The sequence below is a fragment of the Acinetobacter piscicola genome (assembly GCF_015218165.1).
In the GTDB taxonomy this organism is placed as follows: Bacteria; Pseudomonadota; Gammaproteobacteria; order Pseudomonadales; family Moraxellaceae; genus Acinetobacter; species Acinetobacter piscicola_A.
This window is the reverse complement of sequence record NZ_CP048660.1, coordinates 56,218-72,460: the sequence shown is the minus strand read 5'-3', so window position 1 is coordinate 72,460 and position 16,243 is coordinate 56,218. Positions and strand designations below refer to the sequence as shown.

Here is a 16,243-nt window from a genome sequence, read left to right as displayed (position 1 = left end):
TTATACTAATTCTAATTGTTTAGATTTAGTCTGAGCGTAAGGTTCAGTCTTAACTGCGACAATATTTTCAAACTCATCATTCATCCAACGAGTCAACAAGTCTCTCATACGTGCGCTAGGCACATAAATATTGATTGGATTACCTTCACGAATAGCTGAACGCCATATCCATTGTACCATTTCTGAAAGAGCAAATACATCTTCGTTAACTGGGAAGCCTTTCATAGCTGAAGCCTTAACCACCATAGGGTTAGGGAAAAGATTTAAAAGGTACGCCAAATTAGTCTTGTCTTTATATTCATTCGTAGCTTTTGTATTGAATGCTAACCATTCATCTTTATAGCGTGAGCCTGCAATAAGTGAATGACATTCTTTGAAAGAAGTCCACAAACGATCACCTTTCTTAGCTTTAACTTTATTACGAAAGTAGTTATCTAAGTTTTTAGATAGTTGCTCACATAAAGCCTTTTTATTAGTCTTAAATTGACTAGAGCTTAAAGCTGTTTTTTTCGTACCTATATCATTGATAAATTTGTCATCAGAAATAGTGACTAATTCCTTAATATGAGAAGGCTTGTTACCAAAACGAATTAGTTCATAATCAACACTATACGACTTCAGATACGCACTCATTTGCGAACCTTCAAACATATATGTAGCAATCCAAACTTCTTTGAAAGCTTTTAGGGTATCAATACTCAATTCCCAAACAATCAGCTTTTGATCCACATATAGGAGCTGACCAAGATCACACATAGTTGCTAGATTTTCGTATTTTGTTCCTGTTGGATCACCGCCATTATCACCAAAGTTTTCACGCTGGAAGCGTAAGGTAACATTGTCACTATCATCTAGTTTAATCCATCCTAAACGGAACAATGCTTCTAATTCAGTCGCTGTATATTCGGTATAAACGTCATAAACCTGAATTGTTTCATCGATGACTAAAACGTAATCTTTAGCATCTTCAAGCATTGCAGGAGTCAAGTTCATAAATAGTTGGTGTGTACTAACTACATTCTCTTTGTTTTTGAGCAAGTACTGTAAGCTTTCAGCTTTGTTACCGCCTTTATAAAATGGATGTTTGAATCGTTTATTTTTAAGGGGTGCATCTGGCAGATAAGCGTAATGTACGCTGGTATCGTCTTCTGTAGTAATCAACGGACGTTTTAAGTGATCATCTTCATCATAAGTTGTACCTGAAATACGATGGCATTCATCAAGTAATGGAGTGATATATAAAAAGTTTTGAGATGTTTCTGCTGTTCTAATGTTTTCTATAATTTGAGTAGTCTTACCGCTACCCATCATTGCGTCATATACTTTAAACACGGTGCTAATTTTTCCTATTTGCACGATTTCTTTTTCCTTTTGTTTTTGATTGTTCTAGAAGTTTGCCAAATACAGAACTTCTTTCCTTAGACAGATTATACTAATTCAAGACAAATAATGTCAATGGATTGTCTTAAGGCTATATTTTTGTCTTAAAACCCTTATTTTGTCTACTAAAGTCTTGTTTTGTTTTAAATTTAAAATTGTGGATAACTAAGACAGATTTCAGTCTTGAGTTAATCCTAGAAATAGTACGGCTTTCGCCTAAATTTGATACACAAATTAAAGTGAATTTATAAAGTTTTTTTAAAGGAGCTATGACAAATCTTTGTCTTGGATTGGTTGTAATATGTTGAAAATAAATAAGAAAAAATAGAAAACCTTAAAACAAAAAATAAGTATTTTAGTAGCCACATACATACACCTATGCAACACCTAATCGTGATCATTTCCTGACCGCCCTCTGTAACTCTCATTGTGTAATTAATACTGGAAGTCGGTTGGTTGCTCAAACAATTACTTCAGCATAGCTCTCGTTTCACTCAGCTATACTTTGTAATGTTTCGAGCTAGATACGATCTTTATAAAATAACGAAAGACAAAATTTTGTTTTTAGAAAAAAATGTCATATTTTCAAATTTATCTTAAATAAAAAAATACATATAAATATTTAATAAATATTATAAAATTTAAAAAATAAATATGTATTTAAATAGATAACTAATCAATATTTTAATAAACAGTGAAAAGTATTCCACTTTAGGGTGAAAACTCTCCACTTTAAAATATATGGTATTGTTTTTAAATAAAAAATAGTAGTTTATAATTAAATTACTATTTTTTATTAATTAAGCCAGTTATAGGCTTTGTTGCACAAAGTTTTGAAAGGCAGAGTTACCCTAATTGAGCCAAATTCAAGTGACAACTTGGGTATGAGGGCGACCTAATTCTGTAAATCTGTTGAGTACCGCTACGCGTGCATGAATCTCATTCATCTGGCTAGAGAAGCTCCTTGCTGTTAATTTATCGCCTAATAATTTGATGCAATGCATCTTGGTTTCCACCAAACTTCGACGATGATAACCAGACCACTTTTTCCAAAGGGCTCTTCCTAGCCGTTTAACTGTTTTCAATAACTCATTGCGCTCTATAGACCTGAGTTGCTGATCTTTCCAAGGCTTTGCATTCTTTCTTGGTGGAATGACTGCATATGCATCTCGATCTAAAATGACTTGTCGGCAGTGCTTTGTGTCATAAGCACCATCTGTATAGACTGAATCGATTCGTTCATCCAAGGGAATTTGAGCAACTAAATCTTCGAGCACTTGTGAATCACTGACATTATTTGTGGTGAGTTGTACAGCACGTATTTGAAGGGTTTCAGCATCTATAGCAATATGAAGCTTACGCCATTGACGACGATATTCCGGCCCATGTTTCTTACACTTCCATTCACCTTCACCTAGAAACTTCAAGCCAGTAGAGCCCACGAGTAGATGGAGACCATCACTACTTTTTTGATAGTTAATTACAATATCAATATGCTTTTGTCGACGGCAAAGGGTTGAATAATCTGGTGCGGCCCAATCTAATCCACAAAGTTTAATCAGACTTTGAACAAAGCCTGTAACCATACGTAAAGAGAGTCGAAATAGAGATTTAATCATTAAGCAGCATTGAATAGCTGTATCGGAGTAAGTTTGATTCCGACCTTGTTTGCCTTGTGGCTGAGCATACCATTGAGTCTTTGGATCAAACCAAATGGAAATATTGCCTCGGTTGATTAAGGCTCGATTATAGGATGACCAATTGGTTGTACGATAGATTTTAGGTGTTATGTCAACGGCATTCTAAAATTGACCCCTTTTACCTTACAAATGGCGAAGTAAAATTGACCCCTTTGATCTCTTATTAAGTTTCAACCTGAGGCTGAATCCCAATTCTTTTTTTATCCTTCAAACGATAACTCTCACCCGATATTTGTACCACATGACAGTGATGTAATAGCCGATCTAACATCGTAGCGGTCAACGTAACATCATCCGCAAATGACTTAGACCATTGGCTAAAGGGTAAGTTACTCGTCAATATCGTACAGCCTTTTTCATAACGCTTGGCAATCACGTTAAAGAACAGATTCGCTTCTTCACGACCAAACGGTAAATAACCAATTTCATCGATAATCAGTAACTTTGGTCCCAGTACCGCACGTTGCATATAGGTTTTCAGTTTACCTTGCTGATAGGCTACACTCAGTTGCAGCATTAAATCCGCTGCGGTAATGAACTTGATCTTAATGTTGTTCATGATGGCCTTATAGCCTAATGCCATAGATAAGTGCGTTTTTCCTACTCCGCTAGCCCCCAGAAACACCACATTTTCTGCTCTAGCAATAAAGCTCAGATTGAACAGTTCAATCACCTGTGATTTAGGGGCCCCTAGCGCATAATTAAAATCATAGTCTTCCAGGGTTTTGACTTGAGGCAGGCCTGAGAGTTTCATCAGTACCTGCTGACTGCGCTGTTGCCTGGCAGCATATTCATGCGTCAAGATAGCTTCAACAAAGTCGGCATAACTTCCATCCTGACCTAATGTTTGTTGTGCATGATGTGACCATTGTGATGCGATGGCAGGCAGATTGAGCTTTTGGCAAAGCTGCTCTATACGGTCGTATTGCAGATTCATCAGGAAACTCCCAGCAACTGGTCATATACAGATAAGGGATGCTGCAAACTCTCGTAGGGCATGACATGCTGTGCTGCTGCAACAGGTACAGTGACAGAACCTGTATCTGATTGCGGTAATGGCGTAAATTTTTGCTGCTCCTGTTGTAGTCGAACAGCCGGTTTTTCTTGCGTGGTGGCATGAATCCGCTGATTGGCGGTTTCATGCAGCCACCGGCCAATGTGGGCATTGGCGACATCAACATCTAACAGTAAACCCGAAGTCTTCAGGCTTGCTTTCAATGGCACAATAAAGCTTGATTTGAGGTATCCATTAAAGCGTTCAACTTTGCCTTTGGTCTGTGCACGGTAGGGCTTACATACGCGAGGACGAAAGCTGTACTTCTTGGCGCAGTCGAACAGTTTGGGGTTCCATTTATGCTGCCCCTCCTGATAGGCATCCCGTTCAATCATGATCGTTTTAGCATTATCAAACAGGATTTCTTGAGGTACTCCTGCAAAGAACTGAAATGCATTTTCTAGACCATCGATCCATGCATCCGTACGTTCATGATCATAAAATTTCACGAAAGTCGCTCTGGAATACCCTAATGTTGTGACAAAGGCTTTCAAAGTCGTGTTGTTGCGTCGAATTGTGGTGAAATCCACCTGCATTTGTTGGCCAGGTTGGGTTTCAAAACGAATGATCGGTTCCGGTTGAGCAACTGGTTTTAATGTTGCAAGATATTCCCTCAAGATCCTGATCTTTCCTGGATATCCCAACCCTAAAATTTCCTGGTAGAGCACAACAGCAGGAATCCATTCAGGATGAGCTGCGTTTACACGTTGGAGTAAATAAGGTTTATATGGGTCAAGGATACTTATTCTAGGCTGTATACGCTGATACTGAGGTGTGGTGTTTTGCCATAAATATTTACGTACGGTATTTCTGGACACCCCCAGTTCACGAGTAATAGCTTTAATAGATTTACCTTGCTGATGAAGTATTTGGATTATCACTGCTTGCTCCAAAGTGGCTTTGTTGCACAAAGATTTGAAATGCAAAGCGCCCCTAATTGAGCCAAATTTAAGGCGTAACTTGGGTAAGTGGTCGACCTAATTCCGTAAATCTGTTGAGGACTGCTACACGTGCATGAATCTCATTCACCTGACTAGGAAAGCTTCTTGCCATTAATTTATCGCCTAATAATTTGATGCAATGCATCTTGGTTTCCACCAAACTGCGGCGATGATAGCCTGACCATTTTTTCCATAGTGTCCTGCCTAAACGTTTAACTGTTCGAAGTAATTCATTTCGCGCTAGCGAGCTACTCTTTGTATCTTTCCATGGTTTCGCATTTTTTCTAGGTGGAATCACTGCATGCGCTTGCCGATCTGCAATGACCTGACGGCATTGCTTGGTGTCATAAGCTCCATCGGTATAAACAGAGTCAATCTGCTCATCTTGTGGAATTTGATCGAGTAAATCACCAAGCACTTGTGAATCACTCACATTATTTGTAGTGAGTTGAATAGCGCGTATTTGAAGGGTTTTAGCATCTATACCAATATGAAGTTTACGCCATTGGCGACGATATTCAGGTCCATGTTTCTTGCGTTTCCATTCGCCCTCACCTAGAAACTTCATGCCTGTAGAGTCTATGAGTAGATGCAGCCCATCGCTACTTTTTTGGTAGCTGATTGCAATATCAATATGCTTTTGTCTTCTACAAAGCGTACTGTAATCTGGTGCGGTCCAATTTAATCCACAAAGTTTAATCAGACTTTGCACAAAGCCAGTGACCATACGTAAAGATAGACGGAATAAGGATTTAATCATTAAGCAGCATTGGATAGCTGCGTCGGAGTAGGTTTGATTTCGCCCTTGTTTGCCTTTTGATGGAGCATACCATTGCGTAGCAGGATCAAACCAAATGGCAATATTTCCGCGACTCATGAGTGCTCGGTTATATGCGGGCCAATTGGTTGTACGGTAGATTTTGTGTGTAGGCTTCTTCATTTGAAAATTATATCGCTGAAAAAGCCTTTACAGATAGGTTTGTGCAACAAAGCCTATTGATATTGCAATCAGCTACCAAAAAAGTAGCGATGGGCTGCATCTACTCATAGACTCTACAGGCATGAAGTTTCTAGGTGAGGGCGAATGGAAACGCAAGAAACATGGACCTGAATATCGTCGCCAATGGCGTAAACTTCATATTGGTATAGATGCTGAAACCCTTCAAATACGCGCCATTCAACTCACTACAAATAATGTGAGTGATTCACAAGTGCTTGGTGATTTACTCGATCAGATTCCACAAGATGAGCAGATTGACTCTGTTTATACCGATGGCGCTTATGACACCAAACAATGTCGTCAGGTCATTGCAGATCGGCAAGCGCATGCGGTGATTCCACCTAGAAAAAATGCGAAACCATGGAAAGATACAAAGATCAGCTCGCTAGCGCGAAATGAATTACTTCGAACGGTTAATCTTGCGAAGCAGTGCTTCTCAGGCAGGACATTATGGAAAAAATGGTCCGGTTATCATTGCCGAAGTTTGGTGGAAACCAAGATGCATTGCATCAAATTATTAGGCGATAAATTAATGGCAAGAAGCTTTCCTAGTCAGGTGAATGAGATTCATGCACGTGTAGCAGTCCTCAACAGATTTACGGAATTAGGTCGACCACTTACCCAAGTTACGCCTTAAATTTGGCTCAATTAAGGGCGCTTTGCATTTCAAATCTTTGTGCAACAAAGCCGTAAATAGACCAAACTACTTATCACTCTCCATAAGAAGTTTTGTATCATCTGGTATTTCATTATTTTTTATTTTCTGTAAATAACTTTTAGCAATTTCTTCATTATTACTTGCAGCAAGTGTTAGCCACTTTTCTGCTTTTACCAAATCTTGAGTTACTCCATTAGTTCCAAAAAAATAGGCTGTACCTAAATTAAGTTGAGCAAGTGAAGACCCCTTAGATGCAGCTAACTCTGACCAATAAATAAATTTCTCTCCACTTTTTGGTACGCCCTCACCAAATGCATATAATCCAGCCAATTCATTTTGGGCAATTACATCCCCACTTTCAGCAGACGTTTTTAAAAGTTTTAAATAATTTTCCTTATCGCCAGCTTCAGAATATTTCTGTATTTTTTGATATGAATCTTGCTCCGTTGATGTAATCTTTTCTGAATCAGGAAGTGTATTCGTTGATGTACCATTACTACAACCACTTACCATCAATAGGCTGAAAAAGATAGAATAAGAATATTTCATTTACTAACTCCAAAAATTAAAAACTTGACGGAAACCATTGAGAACTCGGAGGTACATTTAAATACACAGGATTTTCTTCTTGATATCTTTTCCCCAGTTCTTGTAATCGCTTCATTTCAGTACATTTGCCACTTGAGTTGCATTAGGCATAACTAATGCAGCGGTCTTTTGCTTCATCCAATAATGTAGATGCGCCGACAGGACTTGTATTAGTATAGACTACCCACCCATCGAAAATGCTTATGGTGAGGCAGGTAAACTATAATTAGCTAATGCTGGTACTGCTACTCAGCATGCTGAGTTATATTTTCTGTAAGCGTCCGCTGAATCCCATACCAATTTTTAATTCGGTTCAGGTTTCCAGCAGTGCGGCAGCAATTCTTCAATTTGGGTCACTTTGTGTGTCGGCAGCCTTTTCAGCACATCACTTAAATAGGCATACGGATCCAAGCCATTCAGCTTTGCTGACTGGATTAAAGTCATGATATTCGCTGCTCGCTGGCCACTGCGCAGCGAGCCAGCAAACAGCCAGTTCTTGCGTCCTAAGGCCCAGGGACGCATCTGATTCTCTACCCAATTATTGCAAATCGGTAGATTGCCATCATCCAGATAGCGGCTTAAAGCTGGCCAACGCTTCAGAGTGTAATTGATCGCCTTGGCGGTGGGAGAACTCGATGGCACCGTCAGATGATGTTGGTTGAGCCATTCATACAGTTGTTGCATCACCGGTTGACTATGCTGTTGCCGGTATTCGCGGCGCTGTTCTGCTGTACTATCGGTCTTTTTCCTGAGTTCTGCTTCTATGGCATACAGTTTCTGAATCAGCACTAATGCCTGTTCAGCAACCTGACTTTTTTTGGTCACATGCAGTTCATGGAATTTACGACGTGCATGGGCCATGCAGCCCACCTCAATGACCTGGCCTGATTTAAAGCGTGCTTTATAACCACTGTAATCATCACAGACCAGATGACCCTGCCAGCCTTTCAGGAACTCTTCAGCATGCTGACCTGAACGGCTATCCTGAAAGTCATAGATCACCGCCTGAATTGGATTGTACTGTGTGGTGGCATAGGCCCAGACATAACCTTTCTTCGGTTTTTTCTCATTCTCACCCATCCGCATAATGGTGACTGGTGTTTCATCTGCATGCAGCACCTGCTGTTGCAGCACCACCTCTTTTAAGGTATTGGCCAGAGGCTCCAGTTCCACACCGCAGCGACCAATCCAGTCAGATAAAGTGGATCTGGACAGATCAATGCCAGCCCGCTGATAGATCAGGCGCTGACGGTACAGCGGCAAATGATCGGCATACTTCGATACCAGCACATGGCTGAGCAGTTCAGGTGAAGCAATGCCTTTATCAATCACATAGGCAGGCATCGCTTGCTGAGTCAGGGTGTCACACTGACCACAGACCCATTTGCCACGAACATGCTGTTCCTTGTAGAACTGTGCCGGTCTGAAATGCAGTTTTTCACTGATATCTTCGCCGATACGACGTAACTGGCAGCCACAACTGCATTGGGTTGATGCAGGTTCATGCTCAATACGGATGGTGTGTAGATGATCTGGCAGCAGTCGACGTTTAGGTTTATTGGTTTTGGCTTTCTGTGTCGCTGCATCGGTTTTATCTGCATTTAATCGTTCTAATTCCAGATCAACGGCTGCGATATCTTCTTCGACCGCTTCGTCCCATAGATGGATTTGTTTTGCCGTTAAGTGTTCATTCTTTTGGGCGAATTTATGCTTTTTAAACAGCGCCAGTTCATGCTCGTATTTTTGATTGAGAATAGAAAGATGCTGAACTTTGGCATCCAATTGCTGGTTTGATTTTTCTAATTCTTGATTTGATTGTGCCAGAGACTGATGCTGCATCGCCAACTGCAGGGTAAATTCCAGCAGTTGTTCATGGGTCAGTTGGCTTAAGTCAGGCAGTGTATTCATGACCGCAGTATGCCTGAGGTCATGACGCAGAGGAAATAGAACGTTTGGAGAATAGTAGAATGTAGCAGCCTAGTTTAGAGCATTGTGACCACTTGCTGTCGTCCAATGCGCTGCCAGGGCAAACCCTGAATGAGTGCCTGTAACTGTTCTGGACTGAGAGCTACGTTTTCACCCTGGTGAACTTTAGCCCAGTGGAATTTTCCCTGTTCCAGCCGCCGGGCACACAGCCAGATGCCCAGTCCATCATGTACCAGCACTTTCATGCGATGGCCACGTTTATTACAGAACAGGTAAGCACAATGCGGTTTGATGTAGCCAAAGGCTCTCACCACCTGAGCCATGGCAGTATCCATTCCTGCACGCATGTCCATGGGCTGAGTAGACAACCAGATTTCATCAATGCGGATCATGTTGCAAGTGCCTTGAGTAATTCTGCTAAAGCAGATATTTCTGATACTTGCCATTTCAAGCCAATTTCTGCTTTTGAGTTGGGTAAAGTAATTTGAACTTTTAACATGTCAGTAGGAGTAGGATCTAATGGTGCAGAGCAAGATAAGGCAATAAATGCAGGTTTATTCGGTAGTGGTGAGCGATCACTCCCTGGCTTAGCATCAATTAAGCGAATCCATTTGGATACAAGATTTGTATTCAATCCATGTTGCAAAGCGACTGAAGCAATTGAAACGTCCGGTGCTTTACAAGCCTGAACGATCTGCTGTTTAAATTCAGGACTGTATGTTCTTCGTTTTTTCGCAAGAGATGCGATGGATGTCTGATTATTTGTAGTCATAAATTTAAGTCCCCACTTGTTTCTAAGTGGGGACTAAATTAAGGCTTATAGGATGAATTCATAAGGTGTGTTCAGCGGACGCTTACTATTTTCTTGCACACTGCTTTTTTGGTCATTATCACTACACCCAGTTAACCCCAATAAAATTGCTAGTAAAAGTATTTCTTTCATTTATTTTTCCTTATTTTCAGTTATTTTACTTTTTAATAAATGACTATAATTGGTAAGAAATAAAAAAACCTGCTAATACTTTTCTCTTTAGTTACAAAAACAAGAAAATAATTTTATTTAAAAAACCTATCAAACAGTATCTTTTCATATAACCCCGGAAAATAAAGCTTCATTATTATAAAAATGATTACATAATGAAGCCTTTCCATTTATTTTTATCTAAGAATATTTAAATTATTAATTGCGTTCAAATGTCCTTGCTTAGCTGCTTTTTCATACCAAAACTCAGCTTGCTTTTTATCTTTTTTTACATACACGCCTTGCTCAAAGAAAACCCCTAAATTATATTGTGCTTCAGGATTACCTAGTTCAGCAGCTTTTCCAGAGAAACTAAATGCCTTTTCATAGTTTTCCTGATCCAAGTACATTTTTGATAACCCCTCATATGCCCGTGAAGGATTATCTTGGACTCCTAATAAATACCAACGCTCTGCTTTTTCAAAATCTGGTGATCGACCAAAATCTTTAACTCTATATAGTTCTGCCAAGTTCAATTTAGCATCTTTGTTACCATACCTATTTGCTTCTAAAAAACATTCTTCAGCCTTTTGAAAATCCTTATCTTTTCCTAACCCAGCAAAATAAATCATACCTAATGAATTTATAGCTTCATGGTTATTAGCTTTTGCAGCCTTTTCAAACCAATAGTAAGCTTTATCATAATTAGGTTTGATATTATCTAACCCATTTAGATAGACCCATCCCATTAGATTCTCTTTTTCATCTAAGGATAAATCTTTTAAATTAAGAATTTCACACTGCTTACTACTACTTCCTGCTAATTTACACTCTTCCTCGAGCGTAGGGAACTTGTCCTGTTTATTCAAATTTGTACAAGCAATTAAGCTACATATAACAATGCTTATAGCGGAAGTAAACAGAACTTTATTTTTGAGCATTATTATGCTATCTCTTATAAATTACAGAAAATTATTTGAATACTTACTGTTTTATCTTTTCTTTAGCACTTGAGATGCCTTGCTCATATGCTTTATTAAAGTAAAATTGAGATAAACTTTCATTTAACTTATTATAATCTGGAGATGAATATATGACCCCTAAGTTATAAGATGCTTGTCCTTTACTCATTTTACTAGCTAATTCAAAATACTTAATAGCTCGATCCACATCTTTAGTGATACCATTACTATTTATCAAATTAATACCCAAATTTAAAGCAGCCTCAGCATTATTTAATGATGCAGATTTTTCCCAGTAATTATTACAAATTTTATAGTCTTGTTTAACAACCACACCTTCGCAATATATCAACCCTAACTCAAATAATGAAAGAGCATCATTTTTTTCGGCTGCACTTTTTAAATAATTTAACCCTTCTTCAATATTTCCTTCTTCAATATAAATAGAGCCTATAGAGCCCATTGCATCAACATCATTCAACTTAGCAGCTTTAAGATAATATTTTTTTGCATTTTCTATACTTTTTTGAACTCCAGTTCCAGTGTAGTACTTAAAACCAGTATTATACATAGCGGAGACATTTCCATTATCTGCCGATTTTTTTGTCCACTCAAATGATTTTTTAGTATCATAAGTTCCACTCAGCGCTTTAAAATAAATATCTGCCAATATTAGTTGAGCATCACTATTACCCTCTTTTGCCAAGTTTTCATAAATAGGTTCGAGTCTTTTATAATATTCTTTCTTTTCATCAGAGTTTGATGGTGCAGCTTCTGCTTGTGATCTTAACTGCTCAGCTTGTTCAAATGTCATATTTAAATCAGATGATGTATTTGAAGCATTACAAGCAGTAATACATATACTTACAGCTAGACTCACTAATAATTTCTTTTTCAGCATTTTGTACATAACCTCTTAAAAACTCATTTTGTTAAAAATGTCATTAATGTTGACATTATTTGGCGGAATATGTGCATGAGAGCGAGGATCATACTCAGGAATGGTTTTGGGATCGATATATGATCGAGGCTTTGGTTTAGGTACACTTTTTTCACATCTACCATTTCGACCATTACAAATGGGCCCACGTGGGTCATTTGTAAAACAAGCTTCAACCTTATAGCTAGATAAACTAGGTATAACATGTCCACTTGAAACTCCAGCACTAGCAGCGACTCCTCTATCATATGTCGACATTAAGCCATCACTAGATGCTTCACCTAAACCAGTTTTACCAAAACCTATACCTCTAAATAATACAACACTAGCACTTACATCTCCCCACCCACCATTCAATGCGTCTTTATAAACACCATCATATGGGTCATGAAAAGTTACTGATCTACTTCCTGCCGCTCCTAAAGTGCCCCCCCGCCCATATGAGCCACCACCAACAACTATTGATGCGACACCTCTTTCATTATTTAGGCATTGGGATCTTAAATCATATTTAATTCCTGTTCCGGCAAGAACACTAACTTGATAACTTGAACCAGTCCATTCAGTTAACCCCATCGGATCAACCCACTGATTCGGATCACTCACATACGAAGAGTTATTCAACCCACCAAACAATCCAATCGGGTCTTTACTTACATATCTTGCACTATACGGCTCATAATAACGGTAACGGTTATAATGTAAGCCAGTTTCGTCATCGTAATATTGGCCTTGGAAACGAATATTAGTGTCTTCAAGCAATGCATTAGTGGCTTTTATTTCTATAGCTTCACCCCATGCATCCTGTTTTATTTCCCAAACACACTCACCTAACTCATTAGTCAATTTTTGTGGCGTACCCACTTGGTCACAGTGATAAAAAGCAACTCGTTCCAACTCAGCTTTATTCTTTCGGGTTTCTGTTTTCCAAATCGGATCTTTATAAACCGAATAATCCTGATGCTGAAATTGGGCATAGTCAGGCGTTTCTAAAAGCTTGATAAACCCTGTATAACCCGTTTGCAGCAGCGGTACAAAACTCTGCGGTTCATAGACATAATGCTTAGTGTAGTTTTCTTCAACGTCATTAGATTGCTGTGACTCCCAAATCATCAGGTCACCCTCCCAGCCGAATAAGGTCAGGGTTTGCGCATTTTGATTTTTCTTGTATAAACGCCTTCCAAATACATCATAACCATATTCAGTCGCCTGACCATTAAGCTCACTTTGGATCAAACGGTTCAGGTTATCCCACGTCAGTTTTAATGTTTTACCTGCATGGCTGCTTTCAATCACATTGCCTTGCGCATCGTATTTATAGTTTTTACCCTGATATTGAGCGATCAAATTACTTTTCACTTGAGACGCCTGCGTGGCAATCGGGTCAATCAAGTTCCCTGCTGGGTCAAAAGCAAAGCTTTCAGTTTGGTGTGGGCTTTGAATCTGTGTTAAACGGCCAATTGCATCATACTGATACGTCAGCCTACCTAATCGACTGTCATTCACTTGGGTGAGCAAATAATTTTGATCATATTGATAATGCCGTTCTGCTCGATGCTGTACACGACCTGCAGTTTCTTGTTCTGGTCGAATAATTTGTGAACTCAGCAGACCGACATCATTATAATTTTTGCTTTGAATTAAGCCATTGGCCAACATACGAGCTGTTTCACGGTGTAAGTCATCACGTTGGAACGCGACCATATCTTGTTGATTAAATGCAATACCATAGATATGCCCTGAACCATAGCTTAGATTGGTCTGAACTTGCCCATCGGGACGAATCGTTTTCGTTAAATTACCTAACTCATCATACTCATAACGCAATACAGCTGTCATCGGCTTTAAATTTGGCACGTTGTAATGCTGATGCTCACGTACCAATTGCCCAAGCGCATTTCGATAGAAATCACTTTGGCTTTCTTTATTTTTTGCTTTGCTCAGTTGGTTATTCAGATTATATTCAAACTCTTCGGTTTGGCTATGACGCGTTTGCACATGGGTATAAGTTTTTGATGCAATCATGCCATCAGCAAAGTAGGCAAATTGAGTAAAAACATTCGGCTGGCGAATTTGAAACAATTGACCATTTTCATTGTAGCTATAGTTCTTTTCTTCCCCATCAAAAGCTTGTTCATGTACCAATTGCCCAAAACGGTTATAACTAAATAAATATTCCGCATGGTTTTGATTGGTAAGCTTTTGAATACGCCCTTGATTGTCCCATTGGTAGCCAATTTGATGGCGGTTCGCATCTATACACTGTTCGAGCAAACCCGCAGCATTATAACGGTACTGCGTGTTTAAACCTTTGGTATCCGTATGCTTCAGCAAGCGTCCTTCTTCATCATGTTCAAATTGTTCTTTTAAACCATCAGGATAAACAATTGCTTTAAGCTGGCCTTTGTCTTTTCCCTCTGAACTGTTGATATATTTGACTTGCTGCGCATCAGCAGACGCTTACTTAATGAGAGTTTGTGGAGTACCTACACAGTGATAAAATATAACCCGTTCTAATTCATCTTTCTCAACCAAATAAAGTTAAATTATTCTCAGCGAGTAAATGGCGTTTTAATTTCTGTAATATTCCATACATGTATTAATCCCTAATTTATTGTAATAAAAAGCGAAATACCAATAATCATTACTAGTAAAGTTAACTTCATCACCATCTCTTGAGTAATGTTTACTATAAATAGGATTTAATATATCAACAGAGTAATCATTTGTTTTACAAAAACTATAATAGTTATTATATGAATCAATCAAACTCCATTTATCAGCTAATAACGCTTTTTTTATTTTTTCATAATCATTATTAGAGAAATTTTCTTTACTTATTTTTAAAACCACAAGTTGAGTAGAGCTTTTTTTCCGGAGAGTCTCATAACTAAAACTATATTCTTTAAATAGTTTTTCAGATAATTCTTTTAAATCTATTTCATCATTTTTACTATTATTTAATGATGTGCAGTTTATAAGTAAAAGAGATAGTATAATATAACATAGTATTTTTTTCATTTTATAACCTCTAATCTTGTGTACGAACTAAAGTAGGCTTACTATCACTTACACTTATATCTACTCCAGGAGTACCCATACCAACTTCCACACCAACAGGTCCATTCCTATCAAAGAAGGAGCCAGCAGGAGTTGTAACTCCAATCCTAGCTCCCCACCATCCAACACTCTGAGATATTCCCATGCCTGTTAGAAATTCATCAGTAGCTTTTGAATTTGTCAAACCTGATGGTTTATTTAATATATATCCTGCCATGCAGCTACCACTAAACATTTTTCTTAGTTTATTCAGCTTAGTAGCTCCTATTTTAAATTTATTATCTATACTTTTTTCAGCAATATCTCCTACCGTTTTTGCATGATCTTTCATATCTTTAGTTCCAGTTAACGAAATACCACCCGCGGTATAGACATTACCATTATGTAAATTATATATCTTAGAACCTCCAAATGCTGAGAATCCTCCAGTACATATTACATAATCAAACAAAGGTTCTACTGCAATTTCACATTGTCTCCCTGTTTTCATCCAACAATCATAATTAACGTGAATTCGGCTTAAGCAGATTTTAATTCAATAGGTTTTAAAATCTGCTGAATTCCTGAATTATATCCATTCACAAGTACCAACGCATATAAGGTTAAAGCTGAGAATATTGTCGTCAATAATCCTATTTTTGATCTATGGCGAGTGTGTTCAAGATCAAATTGACTTTTCATCAAATTAAATGGTGCTTCAATAATTCCACGTTTTTTTAATACAGCATGATCAAATGGATCTAAAACTTGTGGTTTCATATTTCTTTTTACACGTGTAATCAGTTGAACACCAACTTCTGCAAGGCGATCCTTCCAATTCTTACCAATATAGCCACGATCACCAAACAACTTACCTTTTAATTTTGAGTGTTCTATTAATTCTGGTAATACTTTACGGTCATCAACGTTACCTGTTGTTATACAATAAGAAACTAAGCGTCCAACATGATCGCAAATCAAATGAATTTTGAAACCATAAAACCAATCTACAGAGGTTTTCCCCCGACTTGCGCTGTCTACAAATACACGGTGTTGCTGAATACGTTTATTATGACACACTGAACCGTACCAGG

Annotated in this window: 13 protein-coding genes and 3 pseudogenes; 1 reads left to right on the top strand and 15 read right to left on the bottom strand. The window is 38.3% G+C overall.

What is annotated here, in order from left to right:
- The 5 genes from G0028_RS19385 to G0028_RS19365 form a co-directional block, all read right to left on the bottom strand.
- Positions 1-1,356, bottom strand: coding sequence for a hypothetical protein (locus G0028_RS19385; RefSeq protein ID WP_130075526.1), 1,356 nt, complete (start codon positions 1,354-1,356; stop codon positions 1-3).
- A gap of 890 nt (positions 1,357-2,246) precedes the next feature.
- Positions 2,247-3,170, bottom strand: a complete 924-nt coding sequence (locus tag G0028_RS19380; RefSeq protein WP_130075525.1) for an IS5 family transposase — start codon at positions 3,168-3,170, stop codon at positions 2,247-2,249.
- Positions 3,171-3,243: 73 nt separating this feature from the next.
- Positions 3,244-4,017, bottom strand: a complete 774-nt coding sequence (istB, locus tag G0028_RS19375) for an IS21-like element ISAba8 family helper ATPase IstB (RefSeq protein WP_180047922.1) — start codon at positions 4,015-4,017, stop codon at positions 3,244-3,246.
- The gene (istA, locus tag G0028_RS19370; RefSeq protein WP_180047924.1) at positions 4,017-5,045 is read right to left on the bottom strand and encodes an IS21-like element ISAba8 family transposase; all 1,029 of its coding nucleotides are present in this window, start codon (positions 5,043-5,045) and stop codon (positions 4,017-4,019) included. Before istA ends, istB begins: the two co-directional genes overlap by 1 nt.
- Positions 5,046-5,082: 37 nt before the next feature.
- A complete protein-coding gene (locus G0028_RS19365; protein ID WP_174894013.1) occupies positions 5,083-6,015 on the bottom strand; it encodes an IS5-like element IS17 family transposase in 933 nt (310 codons plus the stop codon).
- 49 nt (positions 6,016-6,064) lie between these two features.
- On the opposite strand from G0028_RS19365, the pseudogene G0028_RS19360 reads away from it, so the two are divergent.
- Positions 6,065-6,712: pseudogene (locus G0028_RS19360) on the top strand (IS5 family transposase); the annotation flags it as partial.
- 66 nt (positions 6,713-6,778) lie between these two features.
- Here the strand turns inward: G0028_RS19360 and G0028_RS19355 are convergent.
- The 10 genes and pseudogenes from G0028_RS19355 to G0028_RS19310 form a co-directional block, all read right to left on the bottom strand.
- Positions 6,779-7,282: a tetratricopeptide repeat protein gene (locus tag G0028_RS19355; protein WP_180048033.1), complete on the bottom strand. Its 504-nt coding sequence runs from the start codon at positions 7,280-7,282 to the stop codon at positions 6,779-6,781.
- Positions 7,283-7,624: 342 nt separating this feature from the next.
- Complete coding sequence (gene tnpC / locus G0028_RS19350; RefSeq protein WP_180048037.1) at positions 7,625-9,229, bottom strand: IS66 family transposase; 1,605 nt, start codon at positions 9,227-9,229, stop codon at positions 7,625-7,627.
- Between the two features lie 74 nt (positions 9,230-9,303).
- Positions 9,304-9,639: an IS66 family insertion sequence element accessory protein TnpB gene (tnpB, locus tag G0028_RS19345; RefSeq protein ID WP_043974827.1), complete on the bottom strand. Its 336-nt coding sequence runs from the start codon at positions 9,637-9,639 to the stop codon at positions 9,304-9,306.
- Entirely contained in the window at positions 9,636-10,019 is a 384-nt protein-coding gene (gene tnpA, locus G0028_RS19340; protein ID WP_004863613.1) for an IS66-like element accessory protein TnpA, read from the bottom strand. The genes tnpB and tnpA overlap by 4 nt, the downstream gene beginning before the upstream one ends.
- 386 nt (positions 10,020-10,405) lie before the next feature.
- A complete protein-coding gene (locus G0028_RS19335; RefSeq protein ID WP_180047930.1) occupies positions 10,406-11,149 on the bottom strand; it encodes a tetratricopeptide repeat protein in 744 nt (247 codons plus the stop codon).
- 43 nt (positions 11,150-11,192) lie between these two features.
- The gene (locus G0028_RS19330) at positions 11,193-12,071 is read right to left on the bottom strand and encodes a tetratricopeptide repeat protein (protein ID WP_163146125.1); all 879 of its coding nucleotides are present in this window, start codon (positions 12,069-12,071) and stop codon (positions 11,193-11,195) included.
- Positions 12,072-12,086: 15 nt separating this feature from the next.
- Positions 12,087-14,567: pseudogene (locus G0028_RS19325) on the bottom strand (RHS repeat-associated core domain-containing protein); the annotation flags it as partial.
- Positions 14,568-14,681: 114 nt separating this feature from the next.
- The gene (locus G0028_RS19320) at positions 14,682-15,131 is read right to left on the bottom strand and encodes a hypothetical protein (protein ID WP_111886095.1); all 450 of its coding nucleotides are present in this window, start codon (positions 15,129-15,131) and stop codon (positions 14,682-14,684) included.
- Positions 15,132-15,141: 10 nt separating this feature from the next.
- Positions 15,142-15,660, bottom strand: coding sequence for a hypothetical protein (locus tag G0028_RS19315; RefSeq protein WP_227554844.1), 519 nt, complete (start codon positions 15,658-15,660; stop codon positions 15,142-15,144).
- A gap of 29 nt (positions 15,661-15,689) precedes the next feature.
- A pseudogene (locus G0028_RS19310) lies at positions 15,690-16,232 on the bottom strand (IS982 family transposase); the annotation flags it as partial.
- Positions 16,233-16,243 lie beyond the last annotated feature (11 nt).